Annotated in this window: 23 protein-coding genes; 9 read left to right on the forward strand and 14 right to left on the reverse strand. The window is 66.3% G+C overall.

The annotated features are described in order from the left end of the window. Position 1: 1 nt before the first annotated feature. The 4 genes from ubiD to OXS31_RS08845 all read right to left on the reverse strand — a co-directional run bounded on the left by ubiD (position 2) and on the right by OXS31_RS08845 (position 4,206). Positions 2–1,468, reverse strand: coding sequence for a 4-hydroxy-3-polyprenylbenzoate decarboxylase (gene ubiD / locus OXS31_RS08830; protein ID WP_074583511.1), 1,467 nt, complete (start codon positions 1,466–1,468; stop codon positions 2–4). 118 nt (positions 1,469–1,586) lie between these two features. Next, positions 1,587–2,849 carry a transcription termination factor Rho gene (gene rho / locus OXS31_RS08835; protein ID WP_007161344.1) on the reverse strand — a complete coding sequence of 421 codons (1,263 nt, stop codon included), beginning with the start codon at positions 2,847–2,849 and terminating at the stop codon, positions 1,587–1,589. A gap of 227 nt (positions 2,850–3,076) precedes the next feature. Then, positions 3,077–3,403, reverse strand: coding sequence for a thioredoxin TrxA (gene trxA, locus OXS31_RS08840; RefSeq protein WP_017639417.1), 327 nt, complete (start codon positions 3,401–3,403; stop codon positions 3,077–3,079). A gap of 107 nt (positions 3,404–3,510) precedes the next feature. Beyond that, complete coding sequence (locus OXS31_RS08845) at positions 3,511–4,206, reverse strand: FadR/GntR family transcriptional regulator (RefSeq protein ID WP_042135298.1); 696 nt, start codon at positions 4,204–4,206, stop codon at positions 3,511–3,513. A 267-nt stretch (positions 4,207–4,473) separates the two neighbouring features. On the opposite strand from OXS31_RS08845, the gene OXS31_RS08850 reads away from it, so the two are divergent. The 5 genes from OXS31_RS08850 (at position 4,474) to ppx (ending at position 8,912) form a co-directional block, all read left to right on the forward strand. Then, positions 4,474–5,256, forward strand: coding sequence for a transporter substrate-binding domain-containing protein (locus OXS31_RS08850; RefSeq protein ID WP_144945801.1), 783 nt, complete (start codon positions 4,474–4,476; stop codon positions 5,254–5,256). A 13-nt stretch (positions 5,257–5,269) separates the two neighbouring features. Beyond that, positions 5,270–5,935 (forward strand): amino acid ABC transporter permease, encoded by a 666-nt coding sequence (locus OXS31_RS08855; protein WP_027598186.1) that lies wholly within the window; start codon positions 5,270–5,272, stop codon positions 5,933–5,935. Then, positions 5,932–6,582, forward strand: a complete 651-nt coding sequence (locus tag OXS31_RS08860; protein WP_169854531.1) for an amino acid ABC transporter permease — start codon at positions 5,932–5,934, stop codon at positions 6,580–6,582. Before OXS31_RS08855 ends, OXS31_RS08860 begins: the two co-directional genes overlap by 4 nt. After that, positions 6,569–7,300, forward strand: a complete 732-nt coding sequence (locus tag OXS31_RS08865; RefSeq protein ID WP_027598184.1) for an amino acid ABC transporter ATP-binding protein — start codon at positions 6,569–6,571, stop codon at positions 7,298–7,300. The genes OXS31_RS08860 and OXS31_RS08865 overlap by 14 nt, the downstream gene beginning before the upstream one ends. 112 nt (positions 7,301–7,412) lie before the next feature. Next, the gene (gene ppx / locus OXS31_RS08870) at positions 7,413–8,912 is read left to right on the forward strand and encodes an exopolyphosphatase (protein WP_027598183.1); all 1,500 of its coding nucleotides are present in this window, start codon (positions 7,413–7,415) and stop codon (positions 8,910–8,912) included. Positions 8,913–9,748: 836 nt separating this feature from the next. Here ppx and ppk1 read toward each other — a convergent pair. Together ppk1 and hemB are read right to left on the reverse strand one after the other, a co-directional pair. After that, positions 9,749–11,971: a polyphosphate kinase 1 gene (ppk1, locus tag OXS31_RS08875; RefSeq protein ID WP_027600336.1), complete on the reverse strand. Its 2,223-nt coding sequence runs from the start codon at positions 11,969–11,971 to the stop codon at positions 9,749–9,751. 9 nt (positions 11,972–11,980) lie between these two features. Continuing rightward, on the reverse strand, positions 11,981–13,003 hold the full coding sequence (gene hemB / locus OXS31_RS08880) for a porphobilinogen synthase (RefSeq protein WP_007161353.1): 1,023 nt from the start codon (positions 13,001–13,003) through the stop codon (positions 11,981–11,983). A 263-nt stretch (positions 13,004–13,266) separates the two neighbouring features. Between hemB and OXS31_RS08885 the strand changes: the two genes are divergently transcribed. Further along, the gene (locus tag OXS31_RS08885; protein ID WP_027598182.1) at positions 13,267–13,821 is read left to right on the forward strand and encodes a DedA family protein; all 555 of its coding nucleotides are present in this window, start codon (positions 13,267–13,269) and stop codon (positions 13,819–13,821) included. Positions 13,822–13,939: 118 nt separating this feature from the next. Then, positions 13,940–16,060: an EAL domain-containing protein gene (locus OXS31_RS08890; RefSeq protein WP_267398709.1), complete on the forward strand. Its 2,121-nt coding sequence runs from the start codon at positions 13,940–13,942 to the stop codon at positions 16,058–16,060. Positions 16,061–16,069: 9 nt separating this feature from the next. Here OXS31_RS08890 and OXS31_RS08895 read toward each other — a convergent pair whose 3' ends face one another. Beyond that, positions 16,070–16,531 carry a YaiI/YqxD family protein gene (locus tag OXS31_RS08895; protein ID WP_017639406.1) on the reverse strand — a complete coding sequence of 154 codons (462 nt, stop codon included), beginning with the start codon at positions 16,529–16,531 and terminating at the stop codon, positions 16,070–16,072. 100 nt (positions 16,532–16,631) lie between these two features. Between OXS31_RS08895 and OXS31_RS08900 the strand changes: the two genes are divergently transcribed. Beyond that, positions 16,632–17,396 (forward strand): SDR family NAD(P)-dependent oxidoreductase, encoded by a 765-nt coding sequence (locus OXS31_RS08900; RefSeq protein ID WP_150340077.1) that lies wholly within the window; start codon positions 16,632–16,634, stop codon positions 17,394–17,396. Between the two features lie 8 nt (positions 17,397–17,404). On the opposite strand, the gene OXS31_RS08905 is transcribed toward OXS31_RS08900, so the two are convergent. From OXS31_RS08905 to OXS31_RS08915, 3 genes are read right to left on the reverse strand one after another with little or no spacing between them, the layout of a single operon-like run. Then, complete coding sequence (locus tag OXS31_RS08905; RefSeq protein ID WP_267398711.1) at positions 17,405–18,040, reverse strand: LysE family transporter; 636 nt, start codon at positions 18,038–18,040, stop codon at positions 17,405–17,407. A 4-nt stretch (positions 18,041–18,044) separates the two neighbouring features. Beyond that, the gene (locus OXS31_RS08910; RefSeq protein WP_027598178.1) at positions 18,045–18,623 is read right to left on the reverse strand and encodes a mechanosensitive ion channel family protein; all 579 of its coding nucleotides are present in this window, start codon (positions 18,621–18,623) and stop codon (positions 18,045–18,047) included. After that, positions 18,623–20,536: an ATP-binding cassette domain-containing protein gene (locus OXS31_RS08915; RefSeq protein WP_267398712.1), complete on the reverse strand. Its 1,914-nt coding sequence runs from the start codon at positions 20,534–20,536 to the stop codon at positions 18,623–18,625. The genes OXS31_RS08910 and OXS31_RS08915 overlap by 1 nt, the downstream gene beginning before the upstream one ends. 47 nt (positions 20,537–20,583) lie before the next feature. Here OXS31_RS08915 and OXS31_RS08920 point away from each other — a divergent pair, with 47 nt between their 5' ends. After that, complete coding sequence (locus OXS31_RS08920; RefSeq protein WP_027598176.1) at positions 20,584–21,048, forward strand: TIGR02444 family protein; 465 nt, start codon at positions 20,584–20,586, stop codon at positions 21,046–21,048. Here the strand turns inward: OXS31_RS08920 and OXS31_RS08925 are convergent. The 4 genes from OXS31_RS08925 to OXS31_RS08940 form a co-directional block, all read right to left on the reverse strand. Continuing rightward, a complete protein-coding gene (locus OXS31_RS08925; protein WP_007161363.1) occupies positions 21,045–21,521 on the reverse strand; it encodes an Rsd/AlgQ family anti-sigma factor in 477 nt (158 codons plus the stop codon). The two genes, OXS31_RS08920 and OXS31_RS08925, sit on opposite strands and share 4 nt — an antisense overlap. Before the next feature lie 109 nt (positions 21,522–21,630). After that, positions 21,631–22,116 (reverse strand): disulfide bond formation protein B, encoded by a 486-nt coding sequence (locus OXS31_RS08930; RefSeq protein ID WP_027598175.1) that lies wholly within the window; start codon positions 22,114–22,116, stop codon positions 21,631–21,633. 88 nt (positions 22,117–22,204) lie between these two features. After that, positions 22,205–23,413, reverse strand: coding sequence for a heme biosynthesis HemY N-terminal domain-containing protein (locus OXS31_RS08935; RefSeq protein WP_027598174.1), 1,209 nt, complete (start codon positions 23,411–23,413; stop codon positions 22,205–22,207). After that, a complete protein-coding gene (locus OXS31_RS08940) occupies positions 23,410–24,576 on the reverse strand; it encodes a uroporphyrinogen-III C-methyltransferase (RefSeq protein ID WP_267398714.1) in 1,167 nt (388 codons plus the stop codon). Before OXS31_RS08940 ends, OXS31_RS08935 begins: the two co-directional genes overlap by 4 nt. Between the last annotated feature and the right edge of the window lie 17 nt (positions 24,577–24,593).

The raw sequence follows: 24,593 nt of genomic DNA on the forward strand, positions 1-24,593 counted from the left end.
GTTAATCGATCCCGAGACTGGACCACATCTCGTCCACCCGTTTGACCACCGCTTCGTCCTTGACGATCGCCCGCCCCCACTCGCGGGTGGTTTCGCCCGGCCACTTGTGGGTGGCATCCAGGCCCATCTTCGAGCCCAGGCCGGAGATCGGCGAGGCGAAGTCCAGGTAGTCGATGGGGGTGTTGTCGATCATCACGGTGTCGCGCTTGGGATCCATGCGCGTGGTCACGGCCCAGATGACGTCGTTCCAGTCACGGGCATTGATGTCGTCGTCGGTGACGATCACGAACTTGGTGTACATGAACTGCCGCAGGAACGACCAGACGCCCAGCATCACCCGCTTGGCGTGGCCGGGGTACTGCTTCTTGATGGTCACCACCGCCATGCGGTACGAGCAGCCTTCTGGCGGCAGATAGAAGTCGACGATTTCCGGAAACTGCTTTTGCAGGATGGGCACGAAGACTTCGTTGAGCGCCACGCCCAGGATGGCCGGCTCGTCCGGCGGACGCCCGGTGTAGGTGCTGTGATAGATGGGATCGCGACGCCGGGTGATGCGCTCCACGGTAAAGACCGGGAAGGTATCGACCTCGTTGTAGTAGCCGGTGTGATCGCCATAGGGCCCTTCCGGCGCGGTCTCGCCCGGATGGATGACGCCTTCCAGCACGATCTCGGCGCTGGCCGGCACCTGCAGGTCGTTGCCCACGCACTTGACCAGTTCGCTGCGACTGCCGCGCAAGAGGCCGGCGAAGGCGTATTCGGACAGGGTATCGGGCACCGGAGTGACCGCGCCGAGGATGGTGGCCGGATCGGCGCCCAGGGCCACGGCCACCGGATAGGGCTGACCGGGATGCTTCTGGCACCACTCGCGAAAGTCCAGGGCACCGCCCCGATGGCTCAGCCAGCGCATGATCAGCTTGTTGCGGCCGATGACCTGCTGGCGATAGATGCCGAGGTTCTGACGCTCCTTGTTGGGGCCGCGGGTGACCGTCAGGCCCCAGGTGATCAGCGGCGCCACGTCGCCCGGCCAGCAGTGCTGGATCGGCAATTTGCCCAGATCGACCGCCTCGCCCTCCTCGATCACCTCCTGGCAGGGGGCGTCCTTGAGGACCTTGGGCGCCATGCTGATGACCTTCTTGTAGATCGGCAGCTTCGACCAGGCGTCCTTGAGGCCCTTGGGCGGCTCGGGCTCCTTGAGGAAGGCCAGCAGCTTGCCGATCTCGCGCAGGGCGCCGACGTCCTCGGCGCCCATGCCCAGGGCTACGCGCTGGGGCGTGCCGAACAGGTTGCCCAGCACGGGCATGGAGAAGCCCACGGGATTCTCGAACAGCAGCGCCGGGCCTTGCTTGCGCAGGGTCCGGTCGCAGATTTCGGTCATCTCGAGGATCGGCGAGACCGGGGCGGTCACGCGCTTCAGTTCACCACGCTGCTCCAGGCTGCGGATGAAGTCACGCAGATCTCGGTATTGCATGCGGCCTCTTGGCGCTGGGGAAAGTCTGGCAGTCTACCGCCTGAGTCGCGCATCGAGAAAGCACTGGCCCAGAAACGCCAAAGGCCGGGATTTCCCGGCCTTTGTATGCGACTGCGCCTTACTTGCTGCGCTTCATCGAATCGAAGAACTCGTTGTTGGTCTTGGTCTGACGCAACTTGTCGAGGAGGAATTCGATGCCGGCGATCTCGTCCATCGGATGCAGGATCTTGCGCAGGATCCACATGCGCGACAGCTCTTCCTCGTCGGTGAGCAGTTCTTCGCGGCGGGTGCCGGACTTGTTGATGTTGATGGCCGGGAAGACCCGCTTCTCGGCGATGCGCCGCTCCAGGGGCAGCTCCATGTTGCCGGTGCCCTTGAATTCCTCGTAGATCACCTCGTCCATCTTCGAGCCGGTTTCCACCAGCGCGGTGGCGATGATGGTCAGGCTGCCGCCTTCCTCGATGTTGCGCGCGGCACCGAAGAAGCGCTTGGGCTTCTCCAGGGCGTGGGCATCGACACCACCGGTGAGCACCTTGCCGGAACTGGGGATCACGGTGTTGTAGGCACGCGCCAGACGGGTGATGGAGTCCAGCAGGATGACGACGTCCTTCTTGTGCTCGACCAGGCGCTTGGCCTTCTCGATCACCATGTCGGCGACCTGCACGTGGCGGGTCGGCGGCTCGTCGAAGGTGGAGGCCACCACTTCGCCGCGCACGGTGCGCTGCATCTCGGTCACTTCCTCGGGACGCTCGTCGATGAGCAGCACGATGAGGTAGCACTCGGGATTGTTGCGGGTGATGTTGGCCGCGATGTTCTGCAGCATGATGGTCTTGCCGGCCTTGGGCGGCGCGACGATCAGACCGCGCTGACCCTTGCCGATGGGGGCGCAGAGGTCGATGACCCGACCGGTGAGGTCTTCGGTGGAGCCGTTGCCGGCTTCCATGGTCAGGCGCTTGTTGGGGAACAGGGGCGTGAGGTTCTCGAACAGCACCTTGTTCTTGGCGTTTTCCGGACGGTCGAAGTTGATGGTGTCGACCTTGAGCAGCGCGAAGTAGCGCTCGCCCTCTTTCGGCGGACGAATCTTGCCGATGATGGTGTCGCCGGTGCGCAGGTTGAAGCGGCGGATCTGGCTGGGAGAGACATAGATGTCGTCGGGACCGGCCAGGTAGGAGGAGTCGGCGCTACGCAGGAAGCCGAAGCCGTCCTGCAGGATCTCCAGCACGCCATCCCCGGAAATCTCGTCGCCACCCTTGGCGTGCTTCTTGAGCAGCGCAAAGATGATGTCCTGCTTGCGGGACCGGGCCATGTTTTCCAAGCCCGCGGCATCCGCCATTTCCAACAGTTCCGTGATGGGCTTTTGCTTGAGTTCGGTCAGATTCATAGACGTATGTTGACGTGAGAAGAGGCGAAGGAGGGATTCGAGCTGAGCGGCCGGATGCGAGATTAGCTTCGCGGGATGCGTTCTGAAGAGGAGAACTGACGGCTACAGCAGATGAGAAGACGGCCCGCTGATGGGGTCGTGGGCTGGAATCTAGCACCTGCACCTGTGCTCGTCCAGCCGTCCAGGCATAAAAAAGCCCCGCATGGCGGGGCTTTCGACTGGCTGACTCAGACGTTGGCGTCAAGGAAGGCGGCCAGTTGCGACTTGGACAGGGCGCCGACCTTGGTGGCCTCGACCGCGCCGTTCTTGAACAGCATCAGGGTCGGGATGCCACGCACGCCGTACTTCGGCGGGGTATCCTGGTTTTCGTCGATGTTCAGCTTGCAGACCTTGAGCTTGCCTTGGTAGTCCTTGGCGATCTCGTCCAGAACCGGGGCAATCATCTTGCAGGGACCGCACCATTCGGCCCAGTAGTCGACCAGCACGGGGCTGTCGGACTTCAGCACGTCCTGCTCGAAGCTGGCGTCGCTGACGTTGGTGATGTATTCGCTCATTGACTCTCTCCGAATTCGGGTGCGACTTGATGTACGGCCATGATAGCCCTGCTGCCGTCACTTCGAAAGCATTCGAACATTGATGGTGGCTATGACCGGCATTGATGTTAGACCGCAGGTACCGGGAAAGGGGTTCCACTGCGCAGCGCCGCATTGCGGATATGTTCGCGCATGGCCTTTTGCGCGGCCGCGGGCGAGCGGCGGCTCAGCGCCCTGAGGATCCGCCGGTGTTCCTGCCAGGTTTCCAGGGCCCGCTCGGGGCGCACGAAGGGTAGCTTCTGGCTTTCGTGGAAACGCTCGGGGCTGCTGGTGATCACCGCCAGCATGGCCGGATTGTCCGCGGCCAGCAGCAGTTGGCGATGGAAATCGAAGTCCAGCACGGCCGCCTCTTCCAGCTCGTTGGCCCGCAGCGCCCGATGCAGGGCGGCCAGATTGACCTCCAGGCGATCCAGGTCGGCGGCGCCCAGGGTGACGGCGGCGAGGCCAGCCGCGAAGCCCTCCAGGGCGAATCTCAGCTGGAAGACATGGGCGGCGGCGACCTCGCCGGCGAAGGGCCAGTGTCCGTCCGGCGCGCCCGTCGCTTCCTGCACATAGACCCCGCGCCCGGGCTGGACGCTGACCAGGCCCAGGGCACTGAGGGTGGACAGCGCCTCGCGCAGGGAGGCGCGACTCACCCCCAGCCGCTCGGCCAGCTCGCGCTGCGCGGGCAGGGCCGCGCCGGGGGCATAGCCTTCGGTCTCGATCAGCCGGCGAATGGCGTCGACGGCATATTGGGGTACGGCACGGGTGGCAGCGAGGGGCATGGCGTGGTCAGGCCAGTCAGTCCGGAAGCTTGCCTTTTATGCCCAATTTACAGCGACTTCAAGTGCAGCCCCAAGGCAGAGCACGCCGCCATAGCCGCGCACCAAAGCGGCTCACGGCAAGCGGAAGTTCAGGGCACTGAGCGGGACAACTGTTCAGACCAGTAAGACCAATCCTCAGGCCAGACGGCCCTTGCACCCGTCTGGCAGGGGACTGGCACATGAAATGCACTGGGCAGAGCCATCCCTTCCTGCTTTCGGAGTCTCGTCATGCTCAAGCGCTGGACCGCCCTCTCCCTGCTCGCCCTGGGCCTGACCGCCCTGCACACCCCCGCCCAAGCCGATCAGCTGGCCGACATCCAGCAGCGCGGCGTGCTCAAGGTCGCCGTGCCGCAGGACTTCCCGCCCTTCGGCTCGATCGGCCCGGATCTCAAGCCGCGCGGCCTGGACATCGACACCGCGCAACTGATGGCGGACAAGCTGAACGTGAAGCTGGAAGTCACCCCGGTCAACAGCACCAACCGCATTCCCTTCCTGACCACCGGCAAGGTCGACCTGGTCATCTCCAGCCTGGGCAAGAATCCCGACCGCGAAAAGGTCATCGACTTCAGCAAGCCCTATGCGCCCTTCTACCTCGGCGTCTTCGGTCCCAAGGATGCCGCCATCAGCACGCCCGAGCAGCTGGCCGGCAAGGTGATCTCGGTCACCCGCGGCTCCATCGAAGACCTGGCGCTCACCGACGTGGCGCCCAAGGACAGCGTGATCAAGCGCTTCGAAGACAACAACTCCACCATCGCCGCCTACCTGGCCGGGCAGTCCGAACTGATCGCCAGCGGCAGCGTGGTGATGAAGGTGATAGGTGCGCGCAATCCGGCCAAGGAGCCAGTGCTCAAGGTCAAGCTCAAGGATTCGCCGGTGTACGTGGGCATCAACAAGAACGAGCCGGCGCTCAAGGCCAAGGTCGACGCCATTCTCGACGCGGCCCGCGCCGACGGCACCCTGAGCAAGAACTCCGAAAAATGGCTGGGCGATCCCCTGCCGGCCACTCTCTGAGGATCGACGCGCCATGGCGTATCAGTTCGACTTCCAGCCCGTGCTCGCGCAGAGCGACCTGCTGCTCAAGGGAGCGCTCTACACCCTTGAGCTGACGGTGATCGGTGGCTTCTTCGGCATCCTCATCGGCATCGTCGGCGCCACCTGCCGCGCCTGGCGCCTGAAACCCTTCGCGCAGGCCTTCGGGGTCTATGTCGAACTGATCCGCAACACGCCCTTCCTGATCCAGCTGTTCTTCATCTTCTTCGGCCTGCCCTCCATCGGGGTGCGGATCGAAGCCGGCCAGGCGGCGGTGCTGGCCATGGTCATCAACCTCGGCGCCTACTCCACCGAGATCATCCGCGCCGGCATCCAGGCGATCCCGCGCGGCCAGCTGGAAGCGGCGGCGGCCCTGGCCATGACCCGCTTCGAAACCCTGCGCTACGTGATCCTGCGCCCGGCGCTGGCCAAGGTCTGGCCGGCGCTGTCGAGCCAGGTGGTGATCGTGATGCTGGGCTCGGCGGTCTGCTCGCAGATCTCCACCGAAGAGCTGACCTTTGCCGCCAACTTCATCCAGTCGCGCAATTTCCGCGCCTTCGAAACCTATCTGCTGACCACCCTCATCTATCTGCTCATGGCCATCGGCGTGCGCCAGGCGCTGCACTGGCTGGGCGTCTTTTTCATCGTCAGGAGGCGCTGATGGACTTCACTCTCGCCGACATCCTGCGCAGCCTGGCCAGCGGTCTCGGCCTGACGCTGCTGCTGTCGCTGGCGGCCTTCCTCTTCGGCGGCCTGGCCAGCGTGCTGGTGCTGCTGGCGCGCAACTCGACGCTCCGGCCGCTCCGCCTGCTGGCGCGTGGCTACATCGAGCTGTTCCAGGGCACCCCGCTGCTGATGCAGCTGTTCCTGACCTTCTTCGGCCTGTCGCTGCTGGGCCTGGAAGTCCCCGCCTGGCTGGCCGCCGGCCTGGCCCTGACGCTGTTCACCAGCGCCTATCTCGCCGAGATCTGGCGGGGCTGCGTCGACGCCATTCCCCATGGCCAGTGGGAAGCCTCGGAAAGCCTGGCGCTGACCCGCTTCGAGCAGTTGCGCCACGTGATCCTGCCCCAGGCCCTGCGCATCGCCGTGGCGCCCACCGTGGGCTTCTCGGTGCAGGTGGTCAAGGGCACCGCGGTGACCTCCATCATCGGCTTCACCGAACTGACCAAGATCGGCGGCATGCTCGCCAATGCGACCTTCCAGCCCTTCACCGTCTACGGCCTCGCGGCCCTGGGCTATTTCATCCTCTGTTATCCGCTGTCGCTGGCCGCCCGCTGGCTGGAAAGGAGACTGCATGCCGCTGCTTAGAGTGACCGCCCTGCACAAACACTATGGCAACCACCATGTGCTCAAGGGTATCGACCTGACCGTCGAGGAAGGCCAGGTGGTGGCCATCATCGGCAAGAGTGGCTCGGGCAAGAGCACCCTGCTGCGCACCCTGAATGGCCTGGAATCCATCAACGACGGCGTCATCGAGGTGGATGGCGAATACCTGGACGCCGCCCGGGTCAATCTGAGGTCGCTGCGGCAGAAGGTCGGCATGGTTTTCCAGCAATTCAACCTCTTCCCGCACCTGACCGTGGGCGAGAACGTGATGCTGGCGCCCCAGGTGGTCAAGAAGACCAGCAAGGACGAAGCCCGCGCCCTGGCGCGGCAGATGCTCGAACGGGTCGGCCTGGCGGAGAAATTCGACAGCTATCCGGATCGCCTCTCCGGCGGCCAGCAGCAGCGGGTGGCGATCGCCCGCGCCCTGGCCATGTCGCCCAAGGTGTTGCTCTGCGACGAGATCACCTCGGCGCTGGACCCGGAACTGGTCAACGAGGTGCTGATGGTGGTCAAGCAACTGGCCCGCGAGGGGATGACGCTGATCATGGTCACCCACGAGATGAGATTCGCCCGCGAGGTCGGCGACAAGCTGGTGTTCATGCACCAGGGCAAGGTGCACGAAAGCGGTCATCCCCAGGAGCTGTTCGCCCATCCGCAGACGCCGGAACTGGCCCAGTTCATCGGTCAGGTGGCCTCCTGAGGCGGAAAAACCCTATTTTTTCTGCCACTTTGCGCAACCGTAACCGCTGTGCGCTTGAAGCCGCCACCGGCTAGCTGGCACGATGGCGCGGTTTATCGCCGAGAGCCTCCAGATGCAGCCTTCGCCAGCCGAACCCCACGAACTGATCGCCGCGATCGACCTGGGCTCGAACAGCTTTCACATCGTCCGGGCGCGCCATTCCCACGGGGAAATCCGCATCCTTGAGCGGTTGGGCGAAAAGATCCAGCTGGCCGCCGGTCTGGACGAGTCGCGCCTGCTCAGCGAAGAGGCCATCCAGCGGGGCCTGGACTGCCTGCGCCGCTTCGCCCAGCTGATCGCCGGCATGCCGCGCGGCGCCGTGCGGGTGGTGGGCACCAACGCCCTGCGCGAGGCGCGCAACCGCGCCGAATTCATCCAGCGCGCCGAAGCCGTGCTCGGCCATGCGGTCGAGGTCATCTCCGGTCGCGAAGAGGCCCGTCTCATCTACCTGGGCGTGTCCCACTCCATGCCCGATGTGCCCGGACGCCGCCTGGTGACCGACATCGGCGGCGGCAGTACCGAATTCATCATCGGCCAGCGCTTCGAGACCCTGCAGCGCGAGAGTCTGCAGATGGGCTGCGTCAGCTTCACCAAGAGATTCTTCGCCGACGGCAAGATCACCGCCGCCCAGTACGCCCGCGCCTATACCGCCGCCCGCCTGGAACTGATGAACATCGACCAGGGCCTGCGCGAGATGGGCTGGCACCAGGCCCTCGGCGCCTCCGGCACCATCCGCGCGGTGGCCCTGGCGATCCAGGCCGCCGGCCGCGGCAATGGCGAGATCACCCCGGACGGCATCGAATGGCTCAAGCGCAAGCTGCTCAAGCAGGGTGACATCAACCTGCTCAACATCGACGGCGTGAAGCCGGATCGACGCGCCATCCTGCCAGGCGGCCTGGCCATCCTCGAAGCCCTGTTCAAGGCACTGGAACTGCAGGAGATGCATCTCTCCGAAGGCGCCCTGCGCGAAGGGGTGCTCTACGACATGATCGGCCGGCACAGCCACGAAGACGTCCGCGAGCGCACCCTCAACGCCCTGGCCGAGCGCTACCACGTCGACCAGCGCCATGCCGAGCGGGTGGAAAAGCGCGCCCTGAAGTCCCTGGCACAGGTCGCCGAGGCCTGGGCCCTGACCGACGAGAACCATGCCGAACTGCTGCGCTGGGCCGCGCGTCTGCACGGCGTCGGCCTGGACATCGCCCACTACCAGTACCACAAGCACGGCGCCTACCTGATCGAGCACTCGGACCTGCCCGGCTTCTCCCGCCGTGACCAGCAGGCCCTGGCCCTGCTGGTACGCGGCCATCGCCGCAACATTCCGCTGGACCGCCTGCAGGAGCTGGGCCCGGAAGGCGAGCCGCTGCTGCGCCTGACCTTGCTGCTGCGCTTCGCCATCCTTTTCCACCACATCCGCCACAAGAGCATTCCGGACGTGCAGCTCAGCGCTGGCGAGCGCAGCCTGGACGTGCAATTCCCCGATGGCTGGCTGGCGGAAAACCCCCTGACCCAGGCGGATTTCGAGCTGGAGGCCCAGTGGCTGGAGCGGGTGGGGTATCGGTTGAGCGTACGCTGAGGGGATTTTTCGTAGGTTGGGTGGAGCGGGAGCGAAGCCCCACGCTTTGGGTTTTAGCCTTTCACGGCACTAGCTGATTATCGTGGTCTGCTGATGGCTCTTGTTTCGCCCACCCGGGCGACTCACTTTTGCCAATCGCGGCTGCGCGCCCCGGACAAAAGTAAGCAAAAACGCTTGCCCCACGTTTCGGCCCTCCGCTGCGCTCCGGCGCCGCTCCAAGTGCACGACACGAAGTGGACTCTTGCCCCTTGCGCCTTGCTCGCCGTCCTGCCTCGCATCCCCCTCCGCGACACCTGGACTCTGCCTCACTGACGGGAACAGGGCGCAAGCCTGATGCCTGATGCACATCCTTGTAGCGTGGAAAACCGCGCAGCGTTTTCCACTGGTATGCACCGCGGGCTTTGTGGACAAGGCTACGCCGTTGGCCACGCTACGGTTTTTCAATCAAAACTTTCAGGCTAGCGATTCGCCCCGTTCAGGAGGGCGAACGCCAGTGCCGTGGAGTGGGTCGAGCCGCATGGATGCGGCGAGAGGTTCAGTGGGCCATGGATGGCCCATCTGGACCGACCCCGGAACGGTGCTGGTGTGAGCGGACCCGGAGCGAAGCGTAGGGCCGGATGGTCGGGGCAAGCGTTTTTGGTTACTTTTTGCGCGACTGCAAAAAGTGACTCGCCCGGGCGGGCGAAACAAGAAACATCAGCAAAGCTCAATGCACAGCCAGGGCACCCACAAAACCTAAGGTGCAGAGCTGCACACGCAACAGCTGGGCTTCGCTCCCGCTCAACCCACCTTACGAAACCGGTCAGGGCCCATGGCGGCATGGGCCCGACACGCCATCAGCGGGTATTCACCACCGGACTGGCCAACCGCTCCAGCAGCGTCGCCTGCACGCTGCGGGCATTCTGGTTGCCGGTGGGCGATTGGCGGATGTAGCTGCCGTCTTCCTGCAGCACCCAGGCCTGGGTGTTGTCGGTGAGGTAGCCTTCCAGCTCCTTCTTGACCCGGCTGATGAGCTTCTTGCCCTCCACCGGGAAGCAGGTCTCGACGCGCATGTCGAGGTTGCGCTCCATCCAGTCGGCGCTGGAGAGATAGAGCTTCTCGTCACCACCGTTGAGGAAGTAGTAGATGCGGCTGTGCTCCAGGAAGCGACCGATGATGGAGCGCACCTGGATGTTGTGGGACACGCCTGGTACGCCTGGCCGCAGGCAGCACATGCCGCGCACCACCAGGTCGATCTTCACCCCGGCCTGGCTGGCCTTGTAGAGGGCGCGGATGACCTTGGGATCGGTGAGGCCGTTGACCTTGGCCATGATCTGCGCCGGCCGCCCTTCGCTGGCCGCCACCGCTTCGCGGTTGATCATCTCCAGCAGGTTCTTCTTCAGGGTGAAGGGCGCGTGCAGCAGCTTCTTCATGCGCAGGGTCTTGCCCATGCCGATCAGCTGGTTGAACAGCTTGTGCACGTCCTCGGTCAGGGCCACGTCGGCGGTCAGCAGGCTGTAGTCGGTGTACAGCTTGGCGTTGCCGGCGTGGTAGTTGCCGGTGCCCAGGTGGGCGTAGCGGCGCAGCTCGCCATTCTCGCGGCGCAGGATCAGCATCATCTTGGCGTGGGTCTTGAAGCCCACCACGCCATAGATGACCACGGCGCCAGCCTGCTGCAGGCGGCTGGCCAGCTGCAGGTTGGATTCCTCGTCGAAGCGCGCGCGCAATTCGATGACCGCGGTCACCTCCTTGCCGCTGCGCGCCGCATCCACCAGGGCGTCGACGATCTCCGAGTTCGCGCCGCTGCGGTAGAGCGTCTGCTTGATCGCCAGGACGTTGGGGTCCTTGGCGGCCTGGCGCATCAGGTCGATCACCGGGGTAAAGGACTCGAAGGGGTGCAGCAGCAGCACATCGAGCTTGCCCAGCACGTTGAAGAGGTTGTCCTTCTTCTGCAGGAGCTTGGGAATGGTCGGGGTGAAGGGGGCGTTCTGCAGCTCCGGGTGACTGTCCAGCCCGGTGATGGAGAACAGCCGGGTCAGGTTGACCGGACCATTGACCTTGTACAGCTCGCTGTCGCCCAGGCCGAATTGCTTGAGCAGGTAGTCGGTGAGGTGTTTCGGGCAGATGTCCACCACCTCGAGCCGCACCGCATCGCCGTAGCGCCGTGAGAACAGCTCGCCGCGCAGGGCGCGGGCCAGGTCTTCGACATCCTCGGTGTCCACCGAGAGATCGGCGTTGCGGGTCAGGCGGAACTGGAAGCAGCCCTTGACCTTCATGCCGGGGAACAGGTCATCGGCATGGGCGTGGATCATCGAGGACAGGAAGACATAGTTGTCCCCGGGTCCAGCGACCTCCTCCGGCACCCGGATGATCCGCGGCAGCAGGCGCGGCGCCGGGATGATGGCCAGACCCGAGTCGCGGCCGAAGGCGTCCATGCCCTCCAGCTCGACGATGAAGTTGAGGCTCTTGTTCACCAGCAGCGGAAAGGGGTGGGTCGGATCCAGGCCGATAGGGGTGATGATGGGCGCGATCTCGTCGCGGAAGAACTTGCGCACCCAGGCCTTGATCTTGACGTCCCAGTAACGCCGGCGGATGAAGCGGATCTGCTGCTCGGCCAGGGCCGGCAGGAGCACGTCGTTGAGGATGGCGTACTGCCGCTCCACCTGGCCGTGGACGATGTCGCTGATGCGCGCCAGCGCCTGGTGCGGCAGCAGGCCGTCGGCTCCGGCCTGCTCGCGGGCGAAGGTGATCTGCTTCTTCAGACCCGCCACGCGGATCTCGAAGAATTCGTCCAGGTTGCTGGAAAAGATCAGCAGGTACTTGAGCCGCTCGAGCAGCGGATAGGATTCGTCGAGGGCCTGTTCCAGCACCCGGATGTTGAACTGCAGCTGCGACAGCTCGCGATGGATGTAGAGGCTGCTGTCATCCACATTGGCGGCAGGCACGCTGGGCGCGGCCGGCGCCTCGGCGGCAGGTGCCGGTCCTTCGGCGTCCAGCGCCAGCGTCTCTTCCGCGGTCTCCAGGGACTCGGCGCTGACGGGCTGTTGCAGATCGGTTTCGACGAAACCCTGGCTACTCATTGAAGCTCCTTAGGAACGCGAAGGCCCCTGACGAAGTTGTTGGGCGGCGCGTTTGGCGAAATAGGTGAGGATGCCGTTGGCCCCGGCGCGCTTGAAGGCCAAGAGCGATTCGAGGATGACGGCGTCGGACAGCCAGCCGTTCTGGATCGCGGCCATGTGCATGGCGTACTCGCCACTCACCTGGTACACGAAGGTCGGCACGCGGAATTCCTCGCGGACCCGGCGGACGATGTCCAGGTAGGGCATGCCCGGCTTGACCATCACCGAGTCGGCGCCCTCGGCCAGGTCGCCGGCGATCTCGTGCAGCGCCTCGTCGCTGTTGCCCGGATCCATCTGGTAGGTGGCCTTGTTGCCCTTGCCCAGATTGGCGGCCGAGCCGACGGCGTCGCGGAACGGCCCATAGTAGGCGCTGGCGTACTTGGCCGAGTAGGCCATGATCTGCACGTTGTGATAACCGGCGTCTTCCAGGGCCGCGCGGATGGCGCCGATGCGACCGTCCATCATGTCCGAGGGGGCGATCACCTGGGCCCCGGCAGCGGCATGGGACAGCGCCTGCTTGACCAGCACCTCGACCGAGACGTCGTTGAGCACGTAGCCGCGCTCGTCGAGGATGCCGTCCTGGCCGTGGGTGGTGAAGGGATCCAGGGCCACGTCGGTGATCACCCCCAGCTCGGGGAAGTGCTCGCGCAGGGCACGGGTGGCGCGCTGGGCGATCCCGTCCGGGTTGTAGGCCTCGGCGCCGTCCAGCGACTTGCGCTCGGTGGGGGTGACCGGGAACAGGGCGACCGCGGGAATCCCCAGCGCCACCAGCTCGGCGGCCTCTTCCAGCAGCAGGTCGATGGATAGCCGCTCGACGCCGGGCATCGAGGGGATCGCCTCGCGGCGGCCTTCGCCATCGAGCACGAATACCGGCAGGATCAGGTCATCCACCGTCAGCACATGCTCGCGCATCAGGCGACGGGAAAACTCGTCGCGGCGCTGACGGCGCATGCGAGTGGCAGGGTAGCTACGGTTGATGGGGGTAAAACTCACGATCGACTCCCAGACCCGGATCACGGGTCAGTGTGATGGGTTATAGGCCACAATCATGACCGATTGGTAACAGCAGATGACAATATGGAGTGCCTATAGGTCCTATCCAAGGCAGACGCCGGCTGGACCCGGCGTGACACAGGGTCGCAGTGAAATCCCTGCCTGACCGTCTGGCGCCCGGCGGACGGAAGTCCGTCACACTTTCTTTCCAGACGCCAACCGGGGTAGGCTGCGCCATCTTTATTCATCTCGTGTAGCGCCGAATGCTCCAACAATTCCTCCATGATTTCGGCTATTTCGCCCTTTTTCTCGGCACCTTTTTCGAGGGCGAAACCATTCTGGTATTGGCCGGCTTCCTGGCCTTCCGCGACTACATGAACATCCAGACCGTCATCCTGGTCGCCTTCTGCGGCAGCTACGCCGGCGATCAGCTCTGGTACTTCCTCGGCCGGCGCCACGGGCGCAAGCTGCTGGCGCGCAAACCCAAGTGGGAAGCCGCCGGCGAAAAGGCGCTGGCGCACATCCGACGCCATCCGGACCTCTGGGTGCTGAGCTTTCGCTTCGTCTACGGCCTGCGCACGGTAATGCCGGTGGCGATCGGCCTGTCGGGCTATCCGCCGGCGCGCTATCTGATCCTCAACGGCATCGGTGCCATCGTCTGGGCCACGGTGCTCGGTTACGCCGCCTATCATTTCGGCGCCGTCCTCGAAGGGGTGCTGGGCAATCTTAAGCGGTATGAACTGATGGTGCTGGGCGGCCTGGTGGTGATCGGTCTGCTGCTCTGGCTGTGGCGTCGCAGCCGGACGCCCAAGGCCTGATGGCCAGGCAGCCCCTCACCCGGTACGTCCATCGAACGGATTAAAGGCCCGGCTGCCGCTGCCGATGCCCTGAGCAGCAACCCCTCCCAAAACCTCGTGTGCACGCTGGCGATTGAGCATGCTGAACTTCTCCACCCTGCTGCCTCCCGGCCATCAGATCCTGGCTGCCAACGAGTACGAAAGCCTGCTCGTGGTGCTGGCGTACCTGATCGCCAGCGCCGCCGGCTACACCGCCCTGGCCATGGCCGACTGGGTGACCAACAGTCGCTCCCGCCGCGGCAGCGAGCTGGCCAAGCTGATCGGTGCCGTCGCCCTGGGCGGGGGCATCTGGTCGATGCACTTCCTCGCCATGCTGTCGTTCAAGATCGGCATCCATGTGCACTATGCGCCCCTGCAGACCCTGGCCTCGCTGCTGATCGCCATCGCCGTGTCCTATACGGTCATGCACCTGATCGGGCGCGAGTCCCTGACCGCACCGCAATACGGGCTCGCCGCCCTCGCCGCCGGCCTGGGCATCGCGACCATGCACTACACCGGCATGCTGGCCATGCAGTCGGTGGCCGTGCAGCTCTATGATCCTCTGCTGGTGGTGGTTTCGGTGGTGGTCGCCAGCCTCGCCTCCCTGGGCGCGCTGCTGCTGGCCTTCCGCCTGCGCGGCAGGACCGGCCTCAGGACCTTCTGGCTGCGCCTGCTGGGCAGTCTGGTCCTGGGTTTCGCCATCGTCTCCATGCACTTCACCGGCATGGCCGCCCTCACCCTTGCCGTGCCCATCGGTTTCGAACCCGGCGGCCTGGCGGAAGCCAATCAGCACCTGGAACTGGGCATGGGCATCGCCCTCGGCACCCTGTTCATCATCATGGTCGGCCTGCTCGCCGCCTGGGCCGGCGAACGCTTCAATGCCCAGCGCCTGCGGCTGGAGCGGGTCTCGACCACCCTCGACCAGATCACCCTGCACGATCCCCTCACCCACCTGCTCAATGGCGGCAGCTTCATCCAGACCGTCGATCGGGCCATCGGCCAGGCGCGCACCGGTGAGCAGTTCGCCCTGCTGATGCTGGACATCGATCACTTCAAGCGCATCAACGACAGCCTCGGCCATGCCCTTGGCGATGAACTGCTGATCCAGATGGCGCAGCGGATCCGCGCGGTGCTCGATGACGACCTGCCGCTGGCCCGCTATGCCGGCGACGAATTCAGCCTGCTGCTGCCGCTCGGCCAGCGCGGCGACAGCCAGCCCCTGGCCATGCGCCTGCTGGAGCAGTTGCGACCGCCCTTCGAGCTGGCCGGGCAGCGCATCGCCATGACCTTCAGCCTGGGCATCGCCCACTATCCCCAGGACGGCGCCAACGCCGGCCAGCTGCTGCGCAGCGCCGGCCTCGCGGTCGGCCATTGCAAGCGCAGCGGGCGCAATCGCAGCCAGAGATTCACCACCGAACTCCAGCGCGACGCCGACGACCTGCTGAGCCTGGAGATGGACCTGCGCCAGGCCCTGGCCCAGGGCGGCCTGCACGTGGCCTACCAACCCATCGTCGACCCCGCCGGTGCGCCGGTGGCCCTGGAAGCCCTGGTCCGCTGGCAGCATCCGGTCCTGGGTCCGCTGAGTCCCGAGCGCTTCGTCCGCGTCGCCGAGGAAACCGGGTTGATCGCCGACCTGGATGGCTGGGTCATGCGCCAGGCCTGCGCGGACCTCGCCCAGCTGCACCGCGAAGGTCACGCGGCTCTGCGCGTCTCGGTGAATTGCTCGGCGCTCAATCTGAGCGATCGTCTCCTGCCCCAGTCCATCGCCCGGGTACTGCAGGCCGAAGATCTGCCGGCCTCGGCGCTGATTCTCGAGGTGACCGAGAACGCCCTGATGCACAGCCTCAACGTGGCCGTCGAGGTGCTCGGCGAGATCCGGACCCTGGGCGTGCGGGTATCCATCGACGATTTCGGCAGTGGCTACTCGTCGCTGGCCTACCTGAGCCGGCTGCCGGTGGATTCGCTCAAGGTCGATCGCGCCTTCGTCCGCACCATCCCCAAGCAGAGCAACGACATGGCCATCGCCGCGGCGATCATCGCCATGGCGCACAAACTGGGCCTCAATGTGGTCGCCGAGGGGGTGGAAACCAGCGAGCAACGCCAGTTCCTGCAGGCCAACGGCTGCAACTTCATGCAGGGCTATCTGTTCGGCCGGCCCATGCCGTTGCCGCAGCTGCGTACTTGGCTGCAGCAACCCGCCCTCGCCGCCGTGCCCGCCTAGCAGGCCGCCCTAGCCGGCGGCGCTGCGCTGGAGGCGGGTGATCAGCCGGTCCAGGGCGTTGGCGAAGGCCTGGCGATCACGCTCGCCGTAGCCGGCCTGGCCCCCGCCCATCTGTCCCTGGTCGCGCAGATCGGTCATCAGATTGCGCATGGCCAGCCGCTGCCCCATGTTGCGCTCGTCGAATTCCTGACCACGCGGATCCAGCGCGGCCACGCCCTTCTTCACCAGCCGATCGGCCAGGGGAATGTCGCTGCAGATCACCAGGTCACCCGGCTGAGCCTGCTCGACCAGGTGGTCGTCGGCGGCGTCGGGGCCACTGGGGACCACCACCAGGCGGACACAGGCGAAGGGCGGCTTGATCTGCGGCTGCCCCGCCACCAGCACCACCTCCAGCTTGCGCTTGAGAGCGAACTTGCAGACCAGCTCCTTGGCGGCGCGTGGACAGGCATCGGCATCGATCCACAGGATCACGGGAATTTCTCCGGCAAAAGCCCAGGATACCGCGCTACGCCGGCGCACCCCAGCGCAGCGGCGCGGTCGGACAGGGATAGCGACCTGACTGGAGTCCCCCATGACTTTCTGGCAACGCCTGGCGCAGCCCGCCCAGGCCCTGGTGTATGGCGCCACCGGCGGCCTCGGCCTGGCCCTGTGCGAACAGCTGCTGGCGCGCGATGACGTCGCGCGGGTCTGGGCCTGCGCGCGCCACGCCGAGACGCATGACGGCCTGGCCGCGCTGGAGCGGCAGCATGGCCCGCGCCTGCGCCGCCTCGACGTTGATCCGCTGACCACAGTCGATCTGGCAGCCCGGCTGGCGGACGAGACGCCCCGTCTGGATCTGCTGCTGTGCGCCTCGGGGCTGCTGCAGGGCGAACGGGCGCGCGCCGAGAAGAGTCTGGCGCAGGTGGATCAGGCCGGGCTGCTGGAAAGCTATCTGGCCAATGCCGTGCTGCCGCTGCTGCTGATCCGCCAGCTGACGCCACTGCTCAAGGGCCAGCATCCCTGTCAGATCGCGGCGCTGTCGGCACGCGTGGGCTCCATCGGCGACAACCAGCTGGGTGGCTGGTATGGCTATCGGATGGCCAAGGCGGCGCTGAATCAGGGGCTGCGCTGCGCCAGCATCGAGCTGACCCGGCTCAATCCCCAGAGCTGCGTGCTGGCCCTGCATCCCGGCACCACGGACACGGCGTTGTCCCGGCCCTTCCAGGCGCGGGTGCCGGCGGACAAGCTGTTCACGCCCGCCTACGCGGCAGAGCGCCTGCTGGCGGTGCTGGCCGCCCGTACGCCGGCCGAGACCGGCAGTTTCTGGGATTGGCAGGGGCAGTCGGTGGTCTGGTAGCCCCGGCTTCAGACCGCGGCGCGGCGCACCGTGGACAGCAACGCGGCCGCCGCGAGGAACAGGCTGGCGAATACCCGGTTGGTGATGCGCTGCTGGCGCGGGGTGCGCAGCAGGGTCAGCACCCGGGCAGCCAGCCCGGTGTAGCCCGCCATCACGATCAGGTCGACATTGACCATGGTCGCCCCGATGATCAGGTACTGCGCGGTCAGGGGCGCATGGGGATCGACGAATTGCGGCAGCACCGCGAGCATGAAGATCAGCGCCTTGGGATTGCTGACGTTGACCAGGAAACCGCGCATGACCAGGGCGCCGATCCGCGGTGGCAGACGCTCGCCGACCACCTGTTCACCCAGATCCATGGGCGCCGCGCGCCACTGGCGGAGCGCCAGGTAGGCGAGATAGGCCACACCGAACCACTTTATCAGGGTGAAGGCCAGCTGCGAGGTCGCCAGCAGGGCGCCGACGCCCACGGCAACGATGGCGATCTGCAGCGCCAGTCCCAGCTGCAGACCGATGGCCGTCCAGTAGCCGCGGCGGAAGCCCAGGGTCACGCCGGCGCTCATGGAGGCGATCGCCCCGGCTCCGGGCGAGAGACTGATCATCCAGCAGGCAATGAAGAAACCGGTCCAGACCTGCAGACTCATGGGTTCACCTGTCGAGATGGAAATCGAAGGAGCCGTCGGCATCGCGCCAGCGACGGACCGACTTCTGGAAGAACTGGGTGTTGGGAATCTGCACCAGGGCGCCTTCCTGGTTGTCGTCCAGTTCCTGCAGGGTCACGAAGAGCATGTTGATCGCCACCACCCGGCCCTTGATGCCGGGTTTGTCCGAGGCGTCCAGCACCTCGATGCGATCGCCCAGGCGGAAGGGGCCGACGGTAAAGATCAGCACCGCGCAGAACAGGTTGGAGAGCACGCTCCAGATGGCGAAGAAGGCCACCGCGGCCACGGCGACGAAACCAGAAATGGCCGTCCAGAGCACCGCTGCGGACACCCCGAAGCGCTCCAGGGCCATGAGGATGGCACTGCCCATGATCAGCCAGCGCAGGGTGCCGCGCAGGCCGAGGACGATCTGCGGCGGCAGCGGATAGCGTTCGCCCAGGCCGGTGACGGCGCGGGCCACGATGCGCTGCAGCACATAGCCGATCAGCAGTACCAGGGCGACCTGGCCGGCCACCAGCAGGTAGTCGCCCCACCCCGGCAGCCAGGTGTGCAGCCACTCGGTCATCAGCCCCCCTCGAGTTCGGCTTGCAGGCTTTCCAGCCGTTCCAGGGCCTCCAGCCACTGCTCTTCCAGCTCGGCTTCGCGGGTCTTGGCCGCGGCCTGGTCGGCCAGCGCCTGGCGCAGTTCTTCCTTGCGCGCGGCGTCATAGAGACCGCTGTCACCCAGACGGGCTTCCAGGGCGGCGAGCCTTTCCTGCAGCTTGCCCAGCTCGGCTTCCAGCTTGTCGGCGGCCTTCTTCAGCGGTGCCAGCTGCTGGCGCAGGGCGGCAGCGGCCTGGCGCTGGGCCTTGCGATCGGTCTTGTCGACCGCGGCGCCCTCGCCGGCGGCGAGGCCCGGCTCCTGGCGGGCGCGGAAGTCCACCAGCCAGCGGCTGTAGTCGTCCAGATCGCCGTCGAAGGCCTGCACCTTGCCATCGGCCACCAGCAGGAATTCGTCGGTGGTGCTCTTGAGCAGATGACGATCGTGGGAGACCACCAGCACCGCCCCGGCGAATTCCTGCAGGGCCAGGGTCAGGGCCAGGCGCATGTCCAGGTCCAGGTGGTTGGTGGGTTCGTCCAGCAGCAGCAGATTGGGCTTCTGCCAGGCGATCAGCGCCAGGGCCAGGCGCGCCTTCTCGCCACCGGAGAAATTCAGCACCGCCTCGTCGCAGCGCGGACCGCGGAAATCGAAGCCGCCGAGGAAGTCGCGCAGGCTCTGTTCGCGCTCGCCGGGGGCGATGCGTTGCAGGTGCAGCAGGGGACTGGCCTTGGCGTCCAGCGAATCGAGCTGGTGCTGGGCGAAGTAGCCGATGGCCAGGTTCTCGCCGCGCTGCAGCCGGCCGCCGAGGGGTTCGAGTTCGGCGGCCAGGGTCTTGATCAGGGTCGACTTGCCGGCGCCGTTGGGGCCGAGCAGGCCGATGCGGGCGCCTGGTGTCAGCTGCAGCTTGACCGGGTGCAGGATGGTGGTCTCGCCGTAGCCGAGTCGGCCTTCGGCCAGGTCGAGCAACGGACTGGACAGCTTGTCCGCCTCGCGGAAGACGAATTCGAAGGGCGAATCGACATGGGCCGGCGCCAGCTCTTCCAAGCGTTCCAGGGCCTTGATCCGGCTCTGTGCCTGACGGGCCTTGGTGGCCTGGGCCTTGAAGCGGGCGATGTACTTCTCCATGTGGGCGCGCTGGGCCTGCTGCTTGTCGTAGGCCTGCTGCTGCTGCGCCAGGCGCTCGGCGCGAGTACGCTCGAAGCTGGAGTAGCCGCCGCGATAGAGCACGAGTTTCTGCTGGTCCAGGTGCACCACATGATCGACCACGGCATCGAGGAAGTCGCGGTCGTGGGAGATCAGGATCAGGGTGCCGGGATAGCCCTTGAGCCAGTCTTCCAGCCAGAGAATGGCGTCCAGATCCAGGTGGTTGGTGGGTTCGTCGAGCAGCAGCAGGTCCGAGGGGCACATCAGCGCCTGGGCCAGGTTGAGACGCATCCGCCAGCCACCGGAGAAGTCGCCGACCTGGCGCTCCATCTGCGCGGCGGTAAAGCCCAGACCGGCCAGCAGCTTGCGGGCGCGGGCATCGGCGGTATAGCCGTCGGCGGCCTCGAAGTCGGCATGCAGCCGGCCAAGGGCGTTGCCGTCCTGGGCCGCTTCGGCCGCCGCCAGTTCGCGCTGGATGCGGCGCAGGTCGATGTCGCCGTCCAGCACATAGTCCACCGCCAGCCGCTCCAGGGTATCCACCTCCTGGCGCATGTGGGCGATGCGCCAGGCCGCCGGGATGTGGCAATCGCCGGCATCGGCCCCGAGCTGCCCGCGCAGCAGGGCGAAGAGACTGGATTTACCGGCGCCATTGGCACCGATCAGACCGGCTTTCTGGCCGGGATGCAGGGTCAGTTCAGCGCTTTCGAGCAGACGCTGGGGACCACGCTGTAGAGTAAGGTTCTGTAGTCGGATCATGGCGGCGGAGTGTAGCAGCTCCACCACCCACGAACGGGGAGGCGGACATGCAAGAGGACCTGTGGGAATTCGCGTTGGCAGTATACGCCCGGCCCGGCGTGGAAGGCGCCTGTTTGCGTCTGCAAGAGGCCGGCGCCGACGTCTGTCTGGTGCTGACGGCGCTCTGGCTGGATCGCCGCAACTGCGCCCTGGATGCCGAGGGCCTGGCCCGGCTGCAGCGCGCCTCGCAGCACTGGCAGGATACGGTGGTACGCCCCCTGCGCCAGTTGCGCCAGGCCTGGAAGGCCGCGTCCAGCGCGGACGAGAGCCTGGCGGCCCTGCGGGAGCAGCTCAAGGGACTGGAATTGGCCGCGGAACGTGAACAGCTCGCGCGTCTGGCACGACTCGCGGGCCATTGGCCGTGTCGCGGGGCACAGGGCCCGGGGGATTGGCTGCACGCGCTGGCACCGCGCGAGGCAGCCGCAGCGGACCTCGACCTGCTGGCCGAGGCCGCGCGGGGGAACCGGGGCTAGACCGACGCCAGCCGCGGTTGCTGGTGCGAGGTGTGCAGCACCTCGATCAGGCAGTCTTCGAGTTCGAAGCGCTCGCGCAGGGTTTCGCCCAGCAGCTTGAGTTCGATGGTCAGCAGACCCGGGTCCCGATAGGCCCCGCGCTCGAATCTGTCGTTGAAGTTCAGAGCGGCGTCGGTCAGGGCCTGCAGGCGCGGATAGACGCTGTCGGCGAACTCGATGGCGCGCTCGTCCTGGAATTCCCGGGCTTCGGCCACCAGTTGCTCGTAGATCTCGAAATGCGCGGTGGACATGTAGTCGACCAGCATGTCGCAGAGCCGCTCCAGTTCGCTGACCTCGCGCACCGGTCCCAGCAGGGGCTCCATGTCCAGGGTTTCGTAAGCGGTCACCAGCTCGCGGCGGGCAATCAGCCAGCGGTCGATCAGCTGGTGGACCCCACCCCAGCGTTCCTGGGCATTGCGGCAGGTTTCTAGCATGACGGCAGCTCTCTATACGGGCGAGACGGTCCGGGCGCAGGCGCCCGGCTGTTATCAGGAACTATACCGACATCGCCTCGCCAGGCGAGTGCCGTTGCTCGGAGAAAGCTCAGCGACGGCGGAAGATCTTGACCAGGCTCAGGGCCATGAGCAGCACGAAGGCCAGCAGGCTCCATTCCGGGATGCTCAGACCGAACAGCGTCCAGTTGACCTCGGCGCAGTCGGCGGTGCCGTGCAGGACCAGGCGGATGATTTCCTGGAAGGGCAGCGCCTGCATCATGTAGTCGAGGCTCGGCAGGCAGGCCGCCAGCTCTTCCGCCGGGACCGTCTGCAGATAGACCTGGCGGCCCGCGGTGGCGGCGCCGGCGGCGGCCAGCAGCAGCAGGACCACGCCATAGATGCGTCGTCCGCGCTTGCCCGGCGCCTGGATGCCGGCGATCAGCGCCACCACCCCGACCAGAATGAAGAAGATCCGTTGCATGACGCACAGCGGGCAGGGCTCGAGGCCGACCACGTGTTCGAGATAGAGACCGACGCCCATGAGCACCGCACAGGTGGCGGCCATGAACAGAAAGATGAAGCGGGGACTAGTCACGGACGCGCCGTCTCCAACAGGGAATTGGGACGTTACGGTAGAGAAAGCCCGGGCACCTTTCAAGGACCCGGGCAGACGAGCCGCGCCGTCAGACCCGCGGCGTCGGCAGCGAAGTGGTGTCGGACTCGCGCCACTGGCTCTGCAGGAGCTGCTGGCTGCGGTCCACATCGCCCAGCTGGATGGCCACCCTGGCCAGTTCGCCGGCGGTGACTGCGGACGGCCGCTGCGCCAGACTGCGCTCCAGATATTCGCGCGCCTTGCCCCACAGCTGGTTGTTCATGCACAACCGGCCCAGGGCCAGCAGCAGCACCGCATCCTGGGGGCGATCCTTGAGCCAGCCTTCGGCGTGGTGCAGCGGACGACTGGCATCGCGCGGACGCAGCTGGCCATAGAGCTCGACCAGGCGCTCGTCCCACTGGCGATTCAGGGTGATGTGCAGCACCTCTTCGGCCAGGTCGTCGCGGCCGATGGCGCGCAGCTGACGGGCATAGGCCAGCACCACCGAGGCATCGCCCTTGAGCGCCGTGGGCACCTGCTGCCACTGGGCATCCACCGCCGATTCCGCGCCCTGGGCGGGCACCTCGTCGAGGGTCGCGATCCAGACCTTGCGCTCCAGGTCGTCCTGCTCCTGGGGGCGCAGCACCTGCTGCTTGCGCAGTTGCGGCAGCAGGGCGATCAGTGCCGGCCAGTCGCGCAGGGTCACCTGCAGGCGCTGCAGTTGCAGCAGCACCTCGCCATTCTTCGGATACTTGGCCTGCAACGGCGCCAGGCTGTCACGGGCTTCCAGATACTGGCCGCGGTCGATCTGCAACCGGGCCTGCTGCAGACCGATGGCCAGGTCGGCCTGGGGCTCGCGCTCGCGGGCCTGGCGCAGCAGGCGGTCGCGTTCTTCGAGGTCGCCCAGTTCGTTGGCGGCGCGGGCGGCGCCCAGCAGGACGAACAGCGGCTGGTCGGCGTGCTCGGCGGCGCCTTTCAGGTGCTTGAGGGCACCGCTCCAGTTGCCTTCGGCCAGTTCCAGCTGACCCTTGTGACGCGCCTGCTCCAGGCGGCGCTGGCGATTGTGCCGCGACCAGGGGTTGAGCACCTTGCCGGTCAGGCCGAGGGCCCCCAGCACCAGCTTGAGGATGTAGAGCGCCAGCCAGACCGCCACCAGCAGGGCCAGGAAGGCCCAGAGACTCGATTCGTAGCGGAAGTTGCTGTAGGACAGCAGCACGTAGCCCGGCTCCTTGGCCAGCACCACGGCAACGCCCAGGCCGACGAGCAGGGCGAACAGGAACAGCAGGTACAGGCGCTTCATGGGCGATTCTCCTGAGCCGCGCCGGCGGCGGCATTGTTCGGCTGGATTTGCTGACGCTGAGCGATGTAGGCCTGCAGCGCGGTCAGGGCCGGCGTCAGGTCAGGGGCCTCGAAGGTGACCGGCCGCTCGGCCAGCTCCTGCAGGCGCAGCTTAACCGCACGGCTGTCGGGATTCTGGTTGTTGAAGTGGGCGGCGAGGACGTCTTCGGCCTGCTCGATGGAGAGCCGGTAGACCTCCTGGTTGCCGTTGAGCACGGTCCACTGCGCCTGTTCCAGGGCCAGGCTCATGGCCAGGCGGACCTGGGCCAGGGATTCCTCGGCCAGCAGCGGACGAATCGGCTGGTCGGCGGAAAAGTCGATGCGGAAGTAGCTGGAGATGCGCTGGCGGAAATCCTGCCACCACTGCTGCAGGGCATTGCTCGGCGGGACCGCGGCCTTTTCGACGCCGGGCTGGTCGGCCACGGTGGTGGAAAAGCGTGGCGGCAGGGGTTCCAGGCTCTGCACCTGATTGCGCAGCGATGCCAGCTGGACGAATTGCCCGGTGCGATCCAGGTCGGGCAGCTGGCGCAGGGTCTGCTGGGCATTGGCCAGTTGCTGGCGGGCGGCGAAGGCGGCCGGATCGTTCTGGGCCTTGAGGATGTCATCGACACCCTGCAGCAGATTCTGGGCGCTGGGCACGTCCTGCAGCGCGGTCATGCGCAGGGTGGCCATGCGCAGCAGGTGCTCGGCCTCGGTCAGGCGCCAAGCCTGGCGACTCTGGCCGACCACCTCCTTGAACTGTTCGGCGAGGTGCTGCTGGTCGCCCTGCAGCTCACCAAGCTGACGGCGGCGCTCTTCCAGCTCGTTGGCCGAGGGCAGGCGGCCCAGATCGGCACTCAACGCCTGGTTGCGCATTTCCAGCTGGCGCAGCTGGCTGCGCAGATCCTCGGCCTGGGCGGCCTGACTCTGCTCGGCCTGACGCACCTGCTGCAGTTGCCAGACGCTCCAGCCGCCGACACCCAGGCCACCGGCGGCCACCAGCAGGGCCAGCAGCGCCAGACCGGACGCCTTGCCCGAGCCCTTGCGGCGCACACTTGCCGGTGGGGGTGCCGGCGGCGGCGAGGCGGGAGTCACGACAGGATCGGGAGAGACGTCGTCGGCGCGGGGGGCTTGAGTTTCGCTCACGGGAATTCCTTGTAGGG

This window comes from Pseudomonas sp. GM_Psu_1, from assembly GCF_026544185.1.
Taxonomy (GTDB): Bacteria; Pseudomonadota; Gammaproteobacteria; order Pseudomonadales; family Pseudomonadaceae; genus Chryseomonas; species Chryseomonas oryzihabitans.